The organism is Companilactobacillus sp. HBUAS59699, assembly GCF_036913575.1.
Taxonomy (GTDB): Bacteria; Bacillota; Bacilli; order Lactobacillales; family Lactobacillaceae; genus Companilactobacillus.
The window spans coordinates 93,993-110,420 of sequence record NZ_JAYKTV010000003.1; the positions used below are offsets into that span (position 1 = coordinate 93,993).

The following is a 16,428-nucleotide window of genomic DNA, read 5'->3' on the forward strand; positions in this document are numbered from 1 at the left end:
CTTAAGACGAAGACTTAAGACGGTCCCAGGGCAGATGGAATTGTTGACCATCGTCAGCGACATCGATCCTCAATCCTAAATTCATCAATTCATCATCAAACAAAATGAAATGTTTAGCTGAAATATACAAGTGTACAGCTAACAAACACTATCACACCGCCGATCATAAATAAGTTAAAAAATAATTCTATAAGTTTGGTTCTAATAAAAACTAAGAAATACAAGATAATAATTTGAGATATTTTGAAAAAGCTACTCGCACTTACATTTATTCTTTAATGCTGTCTAAGATATTTAAACCCTTTATTAGAAAGTACGTAACCGCTTGCACAAATCCTGAAAACAAGGCACTCAAGATGCTTGTAAATAACTTTTAAACATGGTAGTTTAGCTACTGGAGAGAGCGAAAGGAAACAATAAACGGAAATCCGAGAGCTCATATTAACATCAAACAAGGGGTGGATTATTATGACAATGCAAATCGTACGTCAATTAGCAAAAACATCAATCATGGCAGTGGTAGTGGTATTTTTAATGTTACTATTCGTGTTGCAAAGCCGATATTCCATACCTGCAGTTGCAATTGCTGCTGTAATCATGGCAGTATATTCTGAAAACAGCTTTACAAAGAAACACGATGTAAAGTATACGATTTAGACAGCCATACTAAAAAAGACTTCGAAGTTGAAAAACTTCGGAGTCTTTTTTTATTTTGTAGTAACCCTATATCAGGGGGGAGGTGGGTTACCAACTTGTAATTATGAGAATTAATATCTATTTTATATGAAGATTATTATTATTATATTAGGGAGGGTTATAAGTTAAAGTGTATTTCGCTTTCCTTTAGCTTATGGTTATATAATAACTAGTAAATGTGAAGAAAGTATGACTCAACTGTTATATAAAAAAGAATCTTTTTTGAAATAAAAATTAAGCTAAGTATATTTTTTTCAGATCCTTGATGTCACTATCACTGACTCTAAGTTCATCTTTGATATAATTGTCTATACTCCCAGAAGTTTGCTTGATAGCTTTTTCGGCAGTTTCTAGATAATTGATGTTGACTGTCATTAGGGCTTTGATCGTATCGACTAATGATGGTTCGTGTTCGAGAACTTCATTGAATAGCTTGTCAGTATAGGCTTTGCTTGCCTTATTTGTTAGCAGATAGTCGTCCTTGATAGTCGTCATGGGAACGCCCAAGGCAGACATCAAGAAGAAGGCTCCCATACCAGTCCGGTCTTTTCCAGCACTACAATGGAAGAGTAGGACTTCATTGTCAGTGTCATTGGCCAGTAATTCTCCGAAAAAGTTCTGATAGGCTTTTTTGGCTTGTTCGCCATTGATCATATCGAGGTATGCTTCCAACATGTGGTTGTAGCCATCGATAGGCACGTAATCTAAGTCTGGAATCGAAGTGCCTTGGATCTTTGAGGCTTCAGTTTCATCTTCCTTGAATACAGGAAGTGAAAGATATTTAGTACCTTCAGGAATACGATCGGGCTTTTTCTCAGCTTCGTCTTTAGAACGAAAGTCGATATCTGTCTTTAGTCCATAATCACCTAAGAAACTGACATCCTTATCTGTGAGGTCACCTAATCCGGCTGAGCGTAAAACTTTATGGTACTTGATCGTTTGTCCATCGATGGTTTTGTATCCACCGAGTTCACGGAAATTACGACCTTTTTCAAGATCTAAAATACGATGTGTTTTTCTTGTAGCATTGTCCATTGTCATACCTCTCTATCCTCGATAAAAGTTCTTAATCCATTATAACAAAAAGGAAGAATATTCATGAAATTTATCATCGCTCCTGGAAAATATTCTGATCATATTAGTTCTAGTAAAATTGGTCAGGCTATATATAGTGGTATTTCACGAGCGTTACCTAATGCTGAAATCGTCACTATGCCAGTAACCGACAGTCGTGACGGCATGCCAGCGCTTGTTAAACATACGATCGGTGGCAATTGGTCTGAATTGCCTTTTTTTGATGCTTTTTGGCACAATAAATTAGGACGTTATTTGATCACTAAAATCGACGGTCAAGATACGGTGATCATGGATTCAGAACAGATCGTCGGCTTGGATTTGGCGATCGGTAAAACTAGAGATGAGTTATTTCATGCGACAAGTCACGGCTTAGGTGAATTTATTGTGGATGCCATTTCTGGTGGTCACAGGAATATTGTGGTCTGTCTGGGTAGGACCGCCGTGGCAGATGGTGGTTTAGGGGCATTACAAGCACTTGGGGCAAAGATTTATGATGAACAAGGACTACTTATACCGGAAGGTGAAAACCCGCTTATAAACGGTTATACAGTTGATTTAGATGGTGTAAAAGATTTATTACCTTCACGAGTTAGAATTACCATTCTTTTGAATTATTCCAGTTCGTATGAGATTAGAAACGATATCGATTATTTGAATGAAGCTCAAGAAAGTTTTTTGGAAGATAATCTGGTTTATGTTACCGAAAAAGTCAATCAGAAGTATAATTTAGATATACATCCAATGCCGCACTCTGATGCTATCAAGACTTTGGCAGGGGCGTTCGCGATGATCAATGCACGGATTTTTCGGTCATCGTTTGAATGGATAGCTAATGTTACGGGGATGGATCAAACTATCCGGTCAGCGGATGTATTAGTTACTGCAACGGATGATATTTCAGCAGAATCGATGCACGATGAACTGCTTTATCATTTGAGTAAAATTGCTGGAACTAATAAGATTCCAACATTTGTATTGTGCAATAATTTTATTGATAATTTTGAGGACTATGAGCAGCTGTTTACTGGAATATTTTCGACCCAGATGTCAGAATATAAGATAGATAAACTGGATGAAAAAACCATTTTTGATAATTATGAGGCGGTCGATAATCAATTAGCACGCACATTAATGTCCTTTCACTGATATAATTAAATATGTGTAATACAAAAGATTGAATATTCTATATTAATGCATTAATCTTACATTAAGAAGTTTTCAATAAACGCATTGAAAAGAGTGTGGAGTGATTGACACTTTGCAACTCGCTTAGGAGGATTACATTATGGAACAAGACTACAAGAAAATTTTAGTACCCGTAGATGGATCAAAGGAAGCTGAGATGGCTTTTAGAAAAGCTGTTAGAGTTGCCCAAATGAATGGTGGTCACTTAGACGTTTTAACAGTTCTAGATACTAAGCAATTTATCGGATTGCATGGTGGAATGTTAAACGGAGATGTAATTTACCAACTTTCAGAAGATGCTCAAAAATATCTAAATGAATTAAAAGATGAAGCTGTCAAAGATGGATTTGCAGCAGATAATATTGATATTCACGTTCGTTTCGGTGAACCTAAGACGGTTATTTCAGACGAATTCGTTGAAGAATATAAGAATGACCTTATTATGATCGGTTCAACTGGTATGAACGCTGTTACACGTTTGTTAGTAGGATCAGTATCAGAGTTCGTTACACGTAATGCTCGCACTGATGTTATTATCGTTCGTACAGATATTGATAATGGCAAGCTATAAGATACGTTTTTTGAATAACTAAACAAATCAAGAGATCGTGACTATTGTCGCGGTCTTTTTTATGCGAAAGGACAAAAAAATATGAGATGTCCATGGGCCAATAGTTCACTAGAAATGCAATATTACCATGATAATGAGTGGTGCAAAGTCAGCCATGATGAACGTTATTTTTTTGAGATGCTGACACTGGAATTATCACAGGCAGGATTATCGTGGGCGACAATCATCAAGCGTCGCGAGGGATATAAGGAAGCTTTTGATAACTTTGATGTAGACAAAGTGTCACAGTTTGATGATGCAAAAAAGGCTAAAATATTAGAGAATCCTCAAATAATTCGAAATAAGTTAAAAGTTAATGCGACGATCAATAATGCCAGACTTATCAAGCAAATGCACGATAAAGGTGAAAAGTTTTCAGATTATATTTGGAATTTTGTTGATAATAAGCCGATAATTAATCATTATAGTGACATGAGTGAAGTGCCGGCTCAGACTGAACTATCGCAGAATATCAGTAAAGATCTAAAGAAGCGTGGTTTTCGTTTTGTAGGACCCACGATTATTTATTCATTTTTGCAAGCAGTCGGTGTGCTCAATGATCATTTGGACAGTTGCGATTTTAAATAAGAAAATTTTTCAGTATAATAGAGTTAACGGAGGAAAATTATGGATTCTGAAACTATTAGTAAATTAGCTGAATGGCTAGATAAGAACGATAAGGACATCGAAAAAAAGTCCGAGAAGTTTGATGCGCAAAAGGTATATGAGATCATCGATTCTTTGGAAGTATTGAGAAAACCGATCAAGGATTACTTTGATATGACTGAGGATGACTATTATCAAAACGAGTCTGATCACAGACTTACATTGCAAAATCCTACACACAAACTAGGCGAACTACATGACCGTGTTCAAGTTAATCATGTCGACGGATCACTATCTGAACATGACATCAACTTCACATACAATCATGAAGATCCATACGCTGAAGGTGAATACAAGGCTAAGACTGATTTGAATCTAGTAACTTATTCATTCGTAGTTATTGGTGCTGTTTACAACAATACAATTGTCGCTGATGTTAGAAACTCAATTTCAAAGGACGCCATCTTGTCTATCGGATTGGCTGCACATGCAATCGAGGAATGGCAATAGTGGAATTAATAACTGTTAAAGATTTATCTTTACAAAACGAAGGTTACTTTGCATTTAAGCATGTAACCTTTTCTTTAACTCAAAATGAAATTATTAGTATTGTTGGCGACAGTGGCAGTGGTAAGACACAGTTGTTATTAGCACTGTCCAAATTAAAAACTGCTGATAGTGGGAAGATCGAATTTACTCCAGGGGTAAGGATCGGTTATCTACCGCAATTTGACCCACAGATCATAAACAAGAGTGTACGTACTTATTTGGAAGAGATCAGACAATTGAGCGGCAAATTGGCAGTATCAAGAGAGCAGCTCAAAGGACTGGTGGCCTTTTTGGGTATGAGTCCATATCTTGATAGACAAGTAAGACAATTGTCGTGGGGATTGAAACAACGAGTGAATTTTTTGGCTGCTGTTTCTGGTCATCCCAATGTTCTGTTGTTGGATGAACCATTTTCATTTCAAAACAGCAAATACACTTCTAATATGTTGGAAATAATCAAAGATTTGTCTGAGAACGGATCAGGTGTGATCGTAGCCAGTTCAATGCAAGACGGCAGTATGACGAATTACTTTGACACTAATTACATCATGAAAGACAAAACCATCGAATTAGTCAAAGATAAAGACAAAGAAATCAAGTGTATGTTGATATTTACCGTCAAATCTAATTCCATGGCATTGACGACAGCAATCAGTCAATATTTAGCGGCTAATGTCAGTAATCTAGTGGAACTGAAGATCCCATTAGGGATGAAAGATGCAATCATCAAAGAGATGATCGATCTTAATTATCAATTCGAGGGGGCAAGAATTCTTGAAGCTTAGAATTTTATTAGGTAATTTTATTAATTCAGTATTACAAAACTTCTTGTACCCAACGTTATTACTGTCATTTTTGGCGTTTGAATTAACGATGAGTTCATTATTAAAGTTGAGCACTAATGATAAATTCGGTTTTTTAATTGTCGGCATGTTCTTGATGTCACTGTTGACAACGATGAATTTTCTGAAAAATGACGCTTATTATAATGAGAATTTCATGCAAAAAATCAGCAATTACTGGCTGTATTTTGTCTCGCAAGCTTTGACGATGTTTTTGATCACTCTGTTTAGCGCCATAGTGGTCTTTTTGTTCAGCTTCATGCTGAGTACGAATGTATTAGTCGATATAGTTGCCATATTGTCATTAGCTACAACTGGCTTCGTTGGTACAGGTATAGCCTTTTTGTGTAAACCTCAATGGAATAAGCACCCATACGCTGGTCAAATGGGTATAATAATACTTGTATACATCGCATTGGCGGGTAGCAGTATCGACTTGCTACATTATGTCAGCTGGTTTTTACCGCCAGTATCTAAGATGATTATGGTTTTTCAAGAGCAGTCTTCCATTAAGGCCTTGGTACCGATCGTTATTCAACAATTTGTGTATGCGATTGTACTAATTGTCTTGAGTGGAACTTTTAATGAGAAGAAGTTATCCAATTAGACTAAGGAGGTAATTGAATGAGCAACATCTACTTACGCCAGGCCCATCCTGATGATTATGAACGGGTTGTCGCTATAATCAAAGATGCTAAGAAAACTTTATTTGATCGTGGAGTCAATCAGTGGCAAAAGGGATATCCTGATGAAGATATACTTAAACGTGACATTGAAGAAGGTATTAATTATGTATTGATACAAGATGGCAATATTGTCGGCACAGCCGCGTTACAACAAGGATATGATCGGGATTATCAAGATATTAGTGATGGTAGGTGGAGTGAGGATTCAGAGGTTACTTATTCAATAATTCACCGAATAGCGGTTGAATCCGGTCATAAGAGTAAAGAATTGTATACCGCTTTGTTACAACAATTGCTGACGATGTCTTACCATTTAGGGTATCCTGATGTCAGGATCGATACACATCCGGATAATTTAGTTATGCAACATGTCATTACTGACACTGGCTTCGTAGAGAGGGGCATTATCACTCTGAATGTGGATGACGGTGTTCGTAAGGCATATCAGATATTATTAAAATAGAAAATCATTGCGTTATCGTAAGGTAGTGTGTGAAAATAGAGTCTCGTAGGAATGTTTCCCAACATGACTATGAGCGGATTTGAAAAGCCATCCGAATTCGATGGCTTTTTTACTATTTTTTCATAAAAAAAATGATAGTATTGAGATATTGGGAGAACAGAAAAATTGAATATTAAAAATTTTGCTAAAAAAGTTTTAAATCCAAGGCCTTCAGAATTTATTTCAGCACAAACTGATAATTTCATGAGAAGGTTGAAACCGAGACGCTTTGTGACGGATTATATTACCGGTGTTTATAATAATAATGTTAGACCGAATGTGTCCGATAATACGGTGACTCTTTCTGTTCTGACTGATACTCACGCCAAGGCGGTTGCTAGTGCGTCTTATTATGGAATCAATGGAATGCGTCATATAATAGAGGCTAACAGCGCGAGTGATAATTTGAATCTTGATTTGAATGTTCACTTAGGTGACCTAATTGACGGAAGTGACAAGCCAGAAATTAGTCGCGGTTTATTAAGATTTGCTGTTGAAAACTATCAAAAGAGTACAAAACCATTTTACTTAGCTGAAGGTAATCACGATGAGAACGATAAGTATGATGAACATCGTTTCGTCAGTACCGCATCGTTTGATCGGGATGATTACTACAACTTGGTAACAAAACACGACTTTGAACAGTCTAGTATTTTGCGCTTAAATGCTGTTTCAAAAGTCGGATGGTACGACAAGGGCAATGTGCGCCTTATTTTTTTGGATACCAGCGATATACCATATGTATTGAACAACGGTTCAAAGAAATATGACTTTAAAAAAGTCAGAGGTATCAGAGAGCAGCAATTGGAAGACTTGATTACTGTTCTAGAAGATACGATTGATAAGCATGTTATAGTTTTTGGACATGCCAACATAATAAGCCCTAGTGGTCGCAGTGCATTGAATTTCAATGGAGATTTGGTTCAACAATTATTTGTAAGTTTCAATAATAAGAATCGTGGGCAGATCAAAAATGAACTTACAGGTGATTTTGGGGTGAATTTGCGTTATGACTTTTCATCAACGGGAATCTCTAAAGTGTCTAATTACATTTGTGGACACATGCATTATGAAAAATACTATAAAGTTTCAGGAATTAATCATATAATATTAAATTGTTCGGCTTTGATGGGGAAGAAGCATGGATTAACTACGGATTATAATAAAAAATGGGATCGCCGATATAATGAAATTTCTGAATTAGCTGGATATTTCATCAATATTGATCCTGATAAGTTACGGTTGCAGATTTTTGGTTACGGAGCAGCAACAAGATATGTAAGTTTTGAGATATAAGGGAGAATTATTATGTGTGGAATTGTCGGATTTGTAGACAAGAATATTGCTGACAAGAAGCCAGTTATTGAAGCCATGATGGATACGATCAAACATCGTGGTCCTAATAGCTCTGGAGAATTGATCGATGGAAATACCGCATTAGGTTTCCGTCGTTTAAGTATCATCGATATCCAAAGTGGTATGCAACCAATTTATAACGAAGATAGAAGCAAGGCTATTATCTTCAATGGTGAAATCTACAACTATCAAGATGTTAGAAAAGATTTATTGAAGGCTGGACATGTGTTCAGCACTGATACTGATACAGAAGTTCTATTACACGGATTCGAAGAGTGGGGCATTGTTGACCTGTTGAAGAAGATTCGTGGAATGTTTGCTTTTGTGATCTATGATTTAGAAACAGGCGATATTACCGGAGCGAGAGACTTCTTCGGTATTAAGCCATTGTATTATTACAATCGTCAAGGAACATTTATCTTTGGTTCAGAGATCAAATCTTTCTTGAAGCAGCCTAATTTCAAGAAGGAATTGAATAAGGCCGCATTAAAACCTTATCTTACTTTCCAATATTCAGCTTTGAACGAAACATTCTTTAAGAATGTTTTCCGCATTCCCGAAGGACATTACTTTACTTACAAGAATGGTAAGTTGAGTATCAAGAAGTATTGGGACATGAACTTCAAAGAAAATCATTTGAGCTTTGAAGATACTGTTAAAAAGATCGATGAATCCTTACGTAACTCAGTTAAAGAACACGCAATCAGTGATGTGCCAGTTGGTTCATTACTATCCAGTGGTGTTGACTCAAGTTATGTAACGGCTATTCTCAAACCAGAGCATACGTATTCGATCGACTTTGATACAAGTACTTACGAAGAAGGTAGTGCCGCTAAAGATTTAGCTGATCAATTAGGCTTACAAAACACTCGTGGTATTGTGACTAAGGATGAAGCTATCAAGGCTATGCCTTTGATTCAATACTACATGGATGAACCAGATTCCAATCCATCTTGTGTGCCGTTGTACTTTTTAACTAAGCTAGCAAGTAAGGATGTAACGGTTATTCTATCTGGTGAAGGTGCCGATGAATTGTTCGCTGGTTATGCCAACTATGGTTACCATTCACACTCAAAGGCAATTCGTGTTTTCGCTGAAGACTTGAAGAAACTACCTAAAGGCGCACGTTACAAATTGGCTCGTGGTTTGAAGAAGATGCCAAACTTCCCAGGAAGATTGCACTTGTACGAGTCAACTGCCAAGGCAGAAGAGTTCTTCATCGGTCAAGCTAAGATCTTTACCGAACAAGAAGCCGCAGACTTGGTTAAACCTGATTTTGAAAAATCACGTTCAGTCAAAGATATTGTTATGAGAAGTTACAGCAAAGTGGCTGACTATGACGATGAAGTTAAGAAGATGCAATATCTTGATCTTCACCAGTTCATGTCAAATGATATTTTACTTAAGGCTGACCGTATGAGTATGGCTAACTCTATGGAATTACGTGTGCCATTCCTAGACAAAGAAGTTGCCAAGGTGGCTTCTGGTATTCCAACTAAGTATTTATTGAATAGTAAGGACAGCAAGTATGCTTTACGTGTAGCTGCCGAACGTGCCTTGCCAGCCGCATGGGCAAAACGTGAAAAACTAGGTTTCCCAGTTCCAATTCGTGATTGGATCCGTACCGAAGATGTTTATCACAAGTTCCATGAACTATTCAGTGAAGACTATGTAAATGAATTCTTTGATCAAGATAAGATTTTGGAAATGCTCGATGGATTCTACAAAGGTGATAATGATGACCGTCGTAAAATCTGGACGGTTTATACTTTCTTGATTTGGTACAAAGTATTCTTCATCAATAATGGTGAAAAACCAGCAGTTGATCCTCAAGTTAAATAATCAAACAAAAAGAACGCGATCGCGTTCTTTTTTTTACCGCTATAACGCCTCAGTAAATCAATAAACTGTGTTATAGATAATTGTTAGCTTACGAATTTGTTCACACAAATTATTGATTTAAAATGTCCTTAGATCGGCAATCTGGTGGGCTTAATGAGTTAATTACCGTTAAGGTATCGTTGTGCAATTCGTAATATGGTATAATTTTGTTTGAAATGTGTGTAATTATAAAATTATGAATTAAATAAAGTAAGAGGTTGATCCCTATCGAAACTGAATCAGGAAAAAAATTCACACCGGTATTACTAGGTAGTGATATGAATGTATATGGTATGGCGCGTGCGTTCCACGAACTTTATGGTGGAGTAGTTGATGCATATGCCGGTGCTCAACTAGCACCTACTCGCTATACAAAAATTATAAATTTAACTATTTATCCTGGATTTGCTGAAGATCCTGTTTTTATCGAAAAAATGCGCGAAATCGCCAAAAAGTATGAAAAACATGACGAGCCAGTTATTTTGATTGGTTGCGGGGATGGTTATGCTGAATTGATTAGTCAACATAAGGAAGAACTTTCCAAGACATTTATTTGTCCATACGTTGATTATGATTTATTGAAATCATTAAATAACAAAGAGAGCTTCTATAATGTGGCTGACAAACATGGACTTCCACATCCCTTAACAAAGATCATCACCAAAGCAGCTTATGAGGATGAAGACAAGTCAGGACTTGAAGTCCCATTTGATTTTCCAGTTGCTTTGAAACCGGCTAATAGTGTCGAATGGTTAGATATTCATTTTGAGGGTAGGAAAAAGGCTTTCACTATTCACTCAAATGAAGAATATATGGATATCGTTGGTAAGATTTATGATAATGGTTATAAATCTGACTTGATCTTACAAGACTTCATTCCCGGTGATGACTCAAATATGCGTGTGTTGAACGCCTATGTTGACCAAAATCACCATGTGAAGATGATGTGTTTAGGACATCCAATTTTGGAAGATCCAACACCTCAATCAATCGGTAACTATGTAGCAATCGTGCCAGAATTCAACCAAGATGTGTACGATCTAGTTCAAAAATTCTTGGAAGATATTGAATTTACTGGCTATGCTAACTTCGATATGAAGTATGATTCTCGTGATAAGACATTCAAGTTCTTCGAAATCAACTTGCGTCAAGGAAGAAGTAGTTTCTTCGTAACCTTGAATGGCTATAATCTTGCCAAATATGTAGTCGAAGATTATATTGAAGGTAGTCTAGAGAATGAACCAACTGTATATGCTAACAAGAACAAGGCTCAACACAAATTGTGGTTGGGAATTCCTGTTAAGGTCTTCAGAAAATACGCTGCTGATAATGAAGCAAGTAAGTATGCTGAAGAGTTGATCAAGCAAGATCGTACAGGAACAACGGTTTTCTATGACAAAGACAAGTCCTTCAAGCGTTGGTTATTGATGACTTACATGTTCCACAATTATGTAAAACGATTCGATCAATATTTCCAAGCTAACAAAGGACGCGACTTCAAAAAATAGGAGGTTTTTATTAGATGGATGAATTAAAAGAATACAAGGTAAAGAAAATTGAGTATTCTAAGATTTTGATTTGTGTAGATTCAGACGATTTCTTATCATCGAAAAATGCCTTTAATTATGCCTGCTCATTGGCAAAACATTATGGTGCTGAATTAGGAATAGCTTCAGTTTTGGAAACTGGTGACTTGAATATCTTTCAATCACTTGATCCAGATGTCTTAAAACAACGTCGTAATGAAATTAAAGAGTTGCTAGAAACATATGGTCAAAAGGCCAAGACTTATGGTGTTAAAGATGTTCACTTGATGGTTACAGAAGGTAGCCCTGGTTCAGTTATTGTTGAACAAGTGGTACCTAAGTTCCAACCTGACTTAATTATTGTCGGAGTTGAAGAGAAGAACCGTCACCGTAATACTATCGGTTCTCAAGCAGCTAAGATCGTAAATAATTCTAGAGTTTCAGTTAGTGTTATTAGATAAAAATTAGGCTGTGAAGAGTTCTGCTGGCAATTGGATTTTTAGATTATTGCATATTTAAAAAGGAGCGTTACGACAATTTGTCGTGACACTCCTTTTCTCGTCATTGGTCAAATTATTATGGTAGCTTAATAGCAACTAAGCCTTGTAAAGAACCATAATTTTTTTAATGAAAAACAAAGAGTGATATAGTATTAGGTAAATATCGCATGGTGGTGAATATATGTTTACTAGTAAAATTATCGGTGGCGCAGGGGATATGGTAAATGCTCAACCCGCTGATTATAAAGAAAATTTGTACTTAGCTGTTAATGGAGATTGGCAAGAACATGCTGAGATTCCTTCAGATAAGCCGCGTACTGGTGGATTTATGGATCTTGATGAGGGTGTTGAAAAGACCTTAATGAAGGAATTCCATGAATTTGCAAATAATGAGGAAAAACTCAATGATGATTTGATGTCTCAAGCTGTTAAGCTATACCGCTTAGCTAACAATGCTGAACATTTGAATAAGTTTCATCATCAACCAATTTTGAAAGATATCCAGAAGATCAACGATATCACTAGTTTGCAAGAATTTAGTGATAAGTTGGCTGAATTATCAAAGGCAGGTTTCCCATTGCCAATTGATATTTCAATCGATGCTGACATGAAGGATACTTCTAAGAATGTTGTCTACATTGGTGGAGCTAGTTTGATCCTACCTGATAAGACTTATTACGCTGAAGGTAATAAGTCGGGTGAACAATTGTTAAAGAAGTTTGCAGAAGTATCAACTCGCTTACTATCAATGATCGGCTATAATCTTGATGACGCTAAGAAGATTGTTGAGAAGGCTTTGAAGTTCGATAAGCTATTGGTTCCGATCGTTAAGGGTTCAGAAGAGTGGGCCGATTATACTAAGATCTATAATCCAATGCCATTTTCTGAATACATCACTAAGTCAGATGTTCTTGACTTGAAGTCGCAAGTTACTGAGCAGATCAACGATACACCTGACAAAGTCATTATTACTGAACCTCGTTATTTGGACAATCTAAATAAAATTATCAACGCCGATACCTTTGAGGATATCAAGGCTTGGATGATGGTCAACTTCTTAACTGGCAATGCTTCGAGTTTAGATGAAGAATTCCGTCAAGTTATCGGTGAATACAATCTTGCTTTGAGTGGTGCTAAAGAACTTCAAAACCGGACTAAATTCGCATATCATCGTGCTGCAGGGATCTTCAGTCAAGTAGTCGGTGTCTATTATGGTAAGAAGTACTTCGGTGAAGATGCTAAGAATGATGTTCGTGGCATGATCAAAAAGATGATTTCGATTTATGAACAACGTATCAGTGATAATACTTGGTTGAGTGAAGATACTAAGAAAAAGGCCATTGTTAAGTTGGATAAGATCGAGGTTAAAGTTGGTTATCCTGATAAGATCGATCATATCTACAGTAAGATCAAGATCAATGAGAATGATTCATTGTATGACAACTTGCGTGAGATCAGAAAGATCTTCATTCAAGATTCACTGGATCAATATCACAAACCAGTTGACCGTACTAAGTGGTTGATGCCAGGACATATGGTCAATGCTTGTTATGATCCATCAAGAAATGACATCACATTCCCAGCTGCTATTTTGCAAGCTCCATTTTATAGTTTGGAACAAACAAGCAGTGAGAACTTCGGTGGTATCGGTGCTGTTATTGCCCATGAAATTTCTCATGCATTTGATAACAACGGTGCCCAATTCGATGAGTTTGGTAACATGAACAACTGGTGGACTAAAGAAGATTACGCTAAGTTCACCAAGTTGACTCAAAGCATGATCGATGAATTCGACGGCATCCCATATGCTGGTGGAAAAGTTAACGGTAAGTTAGTTGTCAGTGAAAATGTCGCCGATGTCGGTGGACTACGCTGTGCCTTAGAAGCAGCCAAGACAGAGAACGATTACGATGTGAAGAAATTCTTCATTAATTGGGCTCGTGTCTGGAGACTAAAGGCAACTAAAGAATTCAATGAATTACTACTATCAACCGATGTCCATGCCCCAGGTCCACTACGTGCTAACGTCCAAGCACAAAACATGGACGAATTTTATGACGCCTTTGGTGTTACAAAAGATGATGGCATGTGGTTAGATGAAGATAAAAGAGTAAATATCTGGTAGAGAGTGGAACAAAACGTTTAACTCTTGAGCATTACCTAGGTTAGTGAAGCAAAACGTTTAACATAATATATACCTCAATGAAATTATAATTTCATTGAGGTTTTTTTATTACCCACTAGTATAAATGGCCTTGACTTGATATTATTATCATGCGATAATTCAATTTCTGCGTAATTCAATTAAAGGGGGGATTTTATGTCAGATAATACATTTTCGATACCAAATTGGCGACGAAATATTTACTTGTTCTTATTCGGACAATTCATGTCAGGTATCACCAGCATGGTGGTGCAGTACGCCATTATTTGGTACTTAACTAAGGAGACCGGATCGGCAACTATTTTGAGTTTTGCGACTCTATTAGGAATGTTACCGATGGTCTTATTGAGTCCGTTTATTGGTCCATTCGTAGATCGGACTAACAAGAAGTTCTTACTGATAGTTCCGGATATTATTGCCGCAATTTTAGCGATTATTTTGTCGATCGTAGGAATTATCAACAAGGACTTTCCACTCTGGTTGATTTTTGTTTCATTATTGATGAGATCGATCGCACAGACTTTCCAGATGCCAACGATTCAATCGATCATGCCTACTATGGTGCCAAAGGAACAAATCACTAAGATGAATGGACAATTAGGGATGGTGCAATCGGCTAATATGATCATTGCACCAGCTTTAGGAGCGTTTTTATTCTCAATCGTACCAATTGCCTACTTGATATTGCTAGATGTCGTGGGAGCCGTTGTTGGTGTAGCTATTATTCTCTTCGTGATCATTCCGGAGAATCCAGTATATGACGAGAGAGTTCATGTCTTATCTGATGTAAAATTCGGACTCGATCAGCTGCGTAGTAACAAAGGACTGTGGTATATCACTCTGATGGGGACAGTTTTCACATTATTATTCATGCCAGCTGCAAGTATGTATCCGTTGATGACGATGTCATATTTCCATGGAACAGTAGCACAGGCAGGTATCATTGAAGTGGTCTATTCTGTGGGAATGCTGGCTGGTGGAGCAATTATCGGTTTCTTAGGTAACTGGTCTGATCGGATGAAACCCATTCTTGATTCCATGTGGGTCATGGGAATTGCCTTTGCTATCAGTGGAATCTTGCCCGGTAATCATGTGGGATTCTTATGGTTTGCGGTGCTCAACACGATTGCTGGACTAGCGACACCATTCTTTAATACGTTGCTGATGGCAATGATTCAACAGAGCTATCCGCCAGAGAATCTTGGACGAGTTCTAGGAATATTGAATTCATTGATGAGTATTTCTGGTCCCGTGGGCTTGATATTTGCCGGACCATTGGCTGACAAGATCGGCGTTCATAGTCTGTTTATCATCGCAGGTGTGGGAACGTTGCTCTGCGGTTTGTTCGTCTTATTAGTACCAGTAACAAGAAATTATGACAAAGAATTACAAAAAACATTATGATCCAACAATATAATTTTTTGAAATTTACATAATAAAATTATTTACCTAAAAAATGCTATAATTATTATGGAATTTTAAAAATTAAAGAGGCCGCGACTTTTGTCCAGCCTCTTTTTAATAGGTGAAGGTGATTTAATGGCATATATCGAGGTTAGACATGAGTTCAAACGGTATCAGATGGGGGAAACGCAGATCATTGCTAATAATGATTTGTCGTTTGATATTGAGCGTGGAAAATTAACGGTAATTCTCGGACCTAGTGGTGCAGGTAAGTCAACTGTGCTTAACATTCTAGGAGGAATGGATACGCCCAGTGATGGACAGGTGATTATTGACGGAACAGATATTGCCAGATTTTCAGAACGTCAACTAACAGAATATCGTCGCAACGATGTTGGATTTGTGTTTCAATTTTATAATTTGATTCCTAATCTAACTACCAAGGAAAATGTTGAACTGGCTTCGGCAATCGTTGGTGATGCGCTGGATGCCACACAGACTTTGAATCAAGTTGGATTAAGTGATCGAATTGATAATTTTCCTTCACAACTATCCGGTGGTGAACAGCAGCGTGTGGCAATTGCACGTGCTTTGGCAAAGAATCCCAAGTTACTGTTGTGTGATGAACCGACTGGTGCGCTTGATTACGAAACTGGTAAGCAAGTCTTGATGTTGTTGCAGAATGCTAGTCACATGAATAATAAGACAGTTGTCATTATTACGCATAACTCAGCGCTGGCAGCAATGGCTGATCGTATTATCAGAATCAATGACGCCCGTGTGCGCTCGATCGAAGACAACCCTAATCCAATGCCAGTTCAATATATCGAATGGTAGGTGAAAA

Annotated in this window: 17 protein-coding genes; 15 read left to right on the top strand and 2 right to left on the bottom strand. The window is 37.2% G+C overall.

Translation table 11 applies throughout. The features are described 5' to 3' along the window. Window position 1: 1 nt before the first annotated feature. Window positions 2-145 (bottom strand): hypothetical protein, encoded by a 144-nt coding sequence (locus tag U8519_RS07030; protein WP_334329612.1) that lies wholly within the window; start codon window positions 143-145, stop codon window positions 2-4. Window positions 146-468: 323 nt separating this feature from the next. Here U8519_RS07030 and U8519_RS07035 point away from each other — a divergent pair, with 323 nt between their 5' ends. Beyond that, window positions 469-657 carry a hypothetical protein gene (locus U8519_RS07035; protein ID WP_334329613.1) on the top strand — a complete coding sequence of 63 codons (189 nt, stop codon included), beginning with the start codon at window positions 469-471 and terminating at the stop codon, window positions 655-657. A gap of 273 nt (window positions 658-930) precedes the next feature. On the opposite strand, the gene U8519_RS07040 is transcribed toward U8519_RS07035, so the two are convergent. Further along, window positions 931-1,731 carry a tyrosine-protein phosphatase gene (locus U8519_RS07040; RefSeq protein WP_334329614.1) on the bottom strand — a complete coding sequence of 267 codons (801 nt, stop codon included), beginning with the start codon at window positions 1,729-1,731 and terminating at the stop codon, window positions 931-933. Window positions 1,732-1,794: 63 nt separating this feature from the next. Between U8519_RS07040 and U8519_RS07045 the strand changes: the two genes are divergently transcribed. From U8519_RS07045 to U8519_RS07110, 14 genes are all read left to right on the top strand, one after another. Further along, complete coding sequence (locus U8519_RS07045) at window positions 1,795-2,919, top strand: glycerate kinase (protein ID WP_334329615.1); 1,125 nt, start codon at window positions 1,795-1,797, stop codon at window positions 2,917-2,919. Window positions 2,920-3,058: 139 nt separating this feature from the next. Beyond that, a complete protein-coding gene (locus U8519_RS07050; protein WP_334329616.1) occupies window positions 3,059-3,529 on the top strand; it encodes a universal stress protein in 471 nt (156 codons plus the stop codon). An 81-nt stretch (window positions 3,530-3,610) separates the two neighbouring features. Beyond that, on the top strand, window positions 3,611-4,156 hold the full coding sequence (locus U8519_RS07055; RefSeq protein WP_334329617.1) for a DNA-3-methyladenine glycosylase I: 546 nt from the start codon (window positions 3,611-3,613) through the stop codon (window positions 4,154-4,156). Between the two features lie 39 nt (window positions 4,157-4,195). After that, window positions 4,196-4,684 (top strand): hypothetical protein, encoded by a 489-nt coding sequence (locus tag U8519_RS07060; RefSeq protein ID WP_334329618.1) that lies wholly within the window; start codon window positions 4,196-4,198, stop codon window positions 4,682-4,684. Then, window positions 4,684-5,508, top strand: coding sequence for an ATP-binding cassette domain-containing protein (locus tag U8519_RS07065; RefSeq protein ID WP_334329619.1), 825 nt, complete (start codon window positions 4,684-4,686; stop codon window positions 5,506-5,508). The genes U8519_RS07060 and U8519_RS07065 overlap by 1 nt, the downstream gene beginning before the upstream one ends. Continuing rightward, window positions 5,498-6,172 carry a hypothetical protein gene (locus U8519_RS07070; protein WP_334329620.1) on the top strand — a complete coding sequence of 225 codons (675 nt, stop codon included), beginning with the start codon at window positions 5,498-5,500 and terminating at the stop codon, window positions 6,170-6,172. The genes U8519_RS07065 and U8519_RS07070 overlap by 11 nt, the downstream gene beginning before the upstream one ends. A 17-nt stretch (window positions 6,173-6,189) precedes the next feature. Then, a complete protein-coding gene (locus tag U8519_RS07075) occupies window positions 6,190-6,714 on the top strand; it encodes a GNAT family N-acetyltransferase (protein ID WP_334329621.1) in 525 nt (174 codons plus the stop codon). Between the two features lie 165 nt (window positions 6,715-6,879). After that, window positions 6,880-8,049 carry a metallophosphoesterase family protein gene (locus U8519_RS07080; RefSeq protein WP_334329622.1) on the top strand — a complete coding sequence of 390 codons (1,170 nt, stop codon included), beginning with the start codon at window positions 6,880-6,882 and terminating at the stop codon, window positions 8,047-8,049. Window positions 8,050-8,061: 12 nt separating this feature from the next. After that, window positions 8,062-9,951 carry an asparagine synthase (glutamine-hydrolyzing) gene (gene asnB, locus U8519_RS07085; RefSeq protein ID WP_334329623.1) on the top strand — a complete coding sequence of 630 codons (1,890 nt, stop codon included), beginning with the start codon at window positions 8,062-8,064 and terminating at the stop codon, window positions 9,949-9,951. Between the two features lie 317 nt (window positions 9,952-10,268). Continuing rightward, complete coding sequence (locus tag U8519_RS07090) at window positions 10,269-11,498, top strand: carboxylate--amine ligase (RefSeq protein ID WP_334329885.1); 1,230 nt, start codon at window positions 10,269-10,271, stop codon at window positions 11,496-11,498. A gap of 14 nt (window positions 11,499-11,512) precedes the next feature. Next, window positions 11,513-11,977: a universal stress protein gene (locus tag U8519_RS07095; protein ID WP_334329624.1), complete on the top strand. Its 465-nt coding sequence runs from the start codon at window positions 11,513-11,515 to the stop codon at window positions 11,975-11,977. A 220-nt stretch (window positions 11,978-12,197) separates the two neighbouring features. Continuing rightward, window positions 12,198-14,141: a M13 family metallopeptidase gene (locus U8519_RS07100; RefSeq protein ID WP_442892134.1), complete on the top strand. Its 1,944-nt coding sequence runs from the start codon at window positions 12,198-12,200 to the stop codon at window positions 14,139-14,141. 195 nt (window positions 14,142-14,336) lie between these two features. After that, window positions 14,337-15,584 (top strand): MFS transporter, encoded by a 1,248-nt coding sequence (locus U8519_RS07105; protein WP_334329625.1) that lies wholly within the window; start codon window positions 14,337-14,339, stop codon window positions 15,582-15,584. 135 nt (window positions 15,585-15,719) lie between these two features. Then, on the top strand, window positions 15,720-16,421 hold the full coding sequence (locus U8519_RS07110) for an ABC transporter ATP-binding protein (RefSeq protein ID WP_334329626.1): 702 nt from the start codon (window positions 15,720-15,722) through the stop codon (window positions 16,419-16,421). Window positions 16,422-16,428 lie beyond the last annotated feature (7 nt).

Coding starts and splice junctions, on each gene's coding strand:
- U8519_RS07045 (WP_334329615.1), top strand. CDS start 1,795: ATGAAATTTATCATCGCTCCTGGAAAATATTCTGATCATATTAGTTCT.
- U8519_RS07035 (WP_334329613.1), top strand. CDS start 469: ATGACAATGCAAATCGTACGTCAATTAGCAAAAACATCAATCATGGCA.
- U8519_RS07050 (WP_334329616.1), top strand. CDS start 3,059: ATGGAACAAGACTACAAGAAAATTTTAGTACCCGTAGATGGATCAAAG.
- U8519_RS07100 (WP_442892134.1), top strand. CDS start 12,198: ATGTTTACTAGTAAAATTATCGGTGGCGCAGGGGATATGGTAAATGCT.
- U8519_RS07055 (WP_334329617.1), top strand. CDS start 3,611: ATGAGATGTCCATGGGCCAATAGTTCACTAGAAATGCAATATTACCAT.
- U8519_RS07095 (WP_334329624.1), top strand. CDS start 11,513: ATGGATGAATTAAAAGAATACAAGGTAAAGAAAATTGAGTATTCTAAG.
- U8519_RS07075 (WP_334329621.1), top strand. CDS start 6,190: ATGAGCAACATCTACTTACGCCAGGCCCATCCTGATGATTATGAACGG.
- U8519_RS07040 (WP_334329614.1), bottom strand. CDS start 1,731: ATGGACAATGCTACAAGAAAAACACATCGTATTTTAGATCTTGAAAAA.
- U8519_RS07110 (WP_334329626.1), top strand. CDS start 15,720: ATGGCATATATCGAGGTTAGACATGAGTTCAAACGGTATCAGATGGGG.
- asnB (WP_334329623.1), top strand. CDS start 8,062: ATGTGTGGAATTGTCGGATTTGTAGACAAGAATATTGCTGACAAGAAG.
- U8519_RS07060 (WP_334329618.1), top strand. CDS start 4,196: ATGGATTCTGAAACTATTAGTAAATTAGCTGAATGGCTAGATAAGAAC.
- U8519_RS07105 (WP_334329625.1), top strand. CDS start 14,337: ATGTCAGATAATACATTTTCGATACCAAATTGGCGACGAAATATTTAC.
- U8519_RS07090 (WP_334329885.1), top strand. CDS start 10,269: ATGAATGTATATGGTATGGCGCGTGCGTTCCACGAACTTTATGGTGGA.